This window comes from Aequorivita echinoideorum, assembly GCF_018476645.1.
Taxonomy (GTDB): Bacteria; Bacteroidota; Bacteroidia; order Flavobacteriales; family Flavobacteriaceae; genus Aequorivita; species Aequorivita echinoideorum.
In genome coordinates, this window is sequence record NZ_JAHCTB010000016.1 from 1 (window position 1) to 3111 (window position 3111).

At 44.0% G+C, this 3111-nt stretch carries 3 protein-coding genes; all 3 read left to right on the top strand.

Translation table 11 applies throughout. From position 1 onward, the window contains the following. The first annotated feature begins 235 nt into the window (after positions 1-235). The 3 genes from KIV10_RS13750 (at position 236) to KIV10_RS13760 (ending at position 2991) form a co-directional block, all read left to right on the top strand. Positions 236-1207, top strand: a complete 972-nt coding sequence (locus KIV10_RS13750; RefSeq protein ID WP_214114711.1) for an IS110 family RNA-guided transposase — start codon at positions 236-238, stop codon at positions 1205-1207. A gap of 67 nt (positions 1208-1274) precedes the next feature. Further along, positions 1275-1667 carry a DUF6527 family protein gene (locus KIV10_RS13755; protein WP_214114713.1) on the top strand — a complete coding sequence of 131 codons (393 nt, stop codon included), beginning with the start codon at positions 1275-1277 and terminating at the stop codon, positions 1665-1667. A gap of 352 nt (positions 1668-2019) precedes the next feature. Then, entirely contained in the window at positions 2020-2991 is a 972-nt protein-coding gene (locus KIV10_RS13760; RefSeq protein ID WP_214114711.1) for an IS110 family RNA-guided transposase, read from the top strand. Positions 2992-3111: the final 120 nt, after the last annotated feature.

Sequence of the window (3111 nt, forward strand, 5' to 3'; positions counted from 1 at the left end):
TTGCGGTTATACATCTTAAGTTTGATTTTTACTAAATCAGTTAACTTTAAGTACTAATCAGAAAGAACAAAAGAGCGGAGTAAGGTTATGTTATACGGTGAAGCTTTTAGACTTCGGCAACATTGATAATCCCCGCTCTTTTACTACTTAAACCACGTTCAGTTCTGTGAGGCCTGGACCTCGTTTTCAAGTTGTTGTGGACCAAGTAGCTGGTTCTTTCATAAATTCAGTTCCTATGGATAAATATAAGGAAACTTTTGGAGTCGACATCAGCAAGGATGTCTTTGACGTGCACGGCAGTAACAGTGGCCACAACCAGTTCAGTAACGATGAAAAGGGGTTCCGTTCTTTTTTAAGGATACTTCCCCAGGGTTCCCTCGTGACAATGGAGGCTACGGGCTACTACCATTACAGGCTCGCACAGTTTCTTTACAAGAACAATGTGGCGGTATCGGTGGTAAACCCGCTGTCGGTAAAGCGCTTCATCCAGATGAAGCTCGCCAAGGTAAAGACCGACAAGAGCGATGCAAGGGCTATTTGCGATTATGCCCTGGCCAACGGGGTTCCGCTCTACAATGCGCTTACAGACGTACAGGCAGAGTGCCTCCAACTGTTCCGTTTGATGGACAGTTATCTTAAAAAACGTACTGCCGCAAAGAACAAAATGCATGGCGAGGAAACCTTGGGGATCCCCTCAAAGTTTGTGTACCGTTCATTAAAGAGGGATAAAAAGCACTTAGATAAAGAGCTTGCCGGAATAGAAGAACGCCTGCTGGAATTGGTGAAGCAAGAGCAGCAGCAAAAGCTGACGCTTTTGCAGACCGTTCCGGGCATAGGCGCCAAGACAGCCCTGTTTTTGATTGTGGTGACCGATGGTTTTGAAAAGTTCGAGACCGGGGCACAGCTTTGCAGCTATGTGGGCATCACCCCGACCATCCGTGAGTCTGGCAGCAGCGTGCGTGGCCGTAGCAGGATCAGCAAGGTTGGCAATAAGAAACTTCGCAACCTATTGTTCCTTTGCGCCTTCAATGCCTGTAAGCACAACAAGGCCTGCCGTGAACTGTATGGGCGTATCGTAAACAAGGGAAAGAGCAAGAAACTGGCGCTTATTGCAGTGGCAAATAAGTTGCTGAAACAGTGTTTTGCCGTCGCAAAATCGGGGTTGCCCTATGATGCCGGATTCGTTTCGGTGCTTGCGGTAAAATAAGTGGGCCCCAAACAAAAAAAAAATAGCTTACAGATCCATTCTTTCAATCTGTTAGCCTAGAATAATAATGTCGAAAATTAATGAAGAAATTAGTTGTTTTTTACCTCAGTTCTTTGTTGGCAGTAGTGCTTTTTGTAAAACGAAACAAAGTTTAAAAATGAAGTCAAAATTAGAAAATAGAAACGGTGTTGATTATTTGTCATTTACGCCACAAGGAATGAGATTTCCAACAACGATACCTGTAATAACAAAAGGTAGTAGAGATGATACAAATGCTTGGACTTGGAACGGTAGTCTTGAAAAACCAACGGTTCGCCCAAGTGTAAGAACTCAATACGCTAATGAAAAAGGTGAAAGTGTGATTATTCACTATTGGTTGAATGATGGTATTTGTCAATGCTTGTTAGATTGTACGGATGGTAACGCAAACACTAATCTTCCATTGATAGATGTCGGTTAGCATTACTGCCAACGGTCTTGTATATGAAAAGTAGCGGATTTTTTATGCACTAACTTTTCGGGTTATAACAGACCTTTAATTTATTCATTTAGTTTCGTTTAAGCGATTAAACCGCTATTTTTTATATACGTCTTAAGTTTGATTTTTACTAAATCAGTTAACTTTAAGTACTAATCAGAAAGAACAAAAGAGCGGAGTAAGGTTATGTTATACGGTGAAGCTTTTAGACTTCGGCAACATTGATAATCCCCGCTCTTTTACTACTTAAACCACGTTCAGTTCTGTGAGGCCTGGACCTCGTTTTCAAGTTGTTGTGGACCAAGTAGCTGGTTCTTTCATAAATTCAGTTCCTATGGATAAATATAAGGAAACTTTTGGAGTCGACATCAGCAAGGATGTCTTTGACGTGCACGGCAGTAACAGTGGCCACAACCAGTTCAGTAACGATGAAAAGGGGTTCCGTTCTTTTTTAAGGATACTTCCCCAGGGTTCCCTCGTGACAATGGAGGCTACGGGCTACTACCATTACAGGCTCGCACAGTTTCTTTACAAGAACAATGTGGCGGTATCGGTGGTAAACCCGCTGTCGGTAAAGCGCTTCATCCAGATGAAGCTCGCCAAGGTAAAGACCGACAAGAGCGATGCAAGGGCTATTTGCGATTATGCCCTGGCCAACGGGGTTCCGCTCTACAATGCGCTTACAGACGTACAGGCAGAGTGCCTCCAACTGTTCCGTTTGATGGACAGTTATCTTAAAAAACGTACTGCCGCAAAGAACAAAATGCATGGCGAGGAAACCTTGGGGATCCCCTCAAAGTTTGTGTACCGTTCATTAAAGAGGGATAAAAAGCACTTAGATAAAGAGCTTGCCGGAATAGAAGAACGCCTGCTGGAATTGGTGAAGCAAGAGCAGCAGCAAAAGCTGACGCTTTTGCAGACCGTTCCGGGCATAGGCGCCAAGACAGCCCTGTTTTTGATTGTGGTGACCGATGGTTTTGAAAAGTTCGAGACCGGGGCACAGCTTTGCAGCTATGTGGGCATCACCCCGACCATCCGTGAGTCTGGCAGCAGCGTGCGTGGCCGTAGCAGGATCAGCAAGGTTGGCAATAAGAAACTTCGCAACCTATTGTTCCTTTGCGCCTTCAATGCCTGTAAGCACAACAAGGCCTGCCGTGAACTGTATGGGCGTATCGTAAACAAGGGAAAGAGCAAGAAACTGGCGCTTATTGCAGTGGCAAATAAGTTGCTGAAACAGTGTTTTGCCGTCGCAAAATCGGGGTTGCCCTATGATGCCGGATTCGTTTCGGTGCTTGCGGTAAAATAAGTGGGCCCCAAACAAAAAAAAAATAGCTTACAGATCCATTCTTTCAATCTGTTAGCCTAGAATAATAATGTCGAAAATTAATGAAGAAATTAGTTGTTTTTTACCTCAGTTCTTTGTTGT

Bases quoted from the DNA above. Each gene is read 5' to 3' on its own strand.
- KIV10_RS13760 (WP_214114711.1), top strand. From the start codon at position 2,020: ATGGATAAATATAAGGAAACTTTTGGAGTCGACATCAGCAAGGATGTC.
- KIV10_RS13755 (WP_214114713.1), top strand. From the start codon at position 1,275: ATGTCGAAAATTAATGAAGAAATTAGTTGTTTTTTACCTCAGTTCTTT.
- KIV10_RS13750 (WP_214114711.1), top strand. From the start codon at position 236: ATGGATAAATATAAGGAAACTTTTGGAGTCGACATCAGCAAGGATGTC.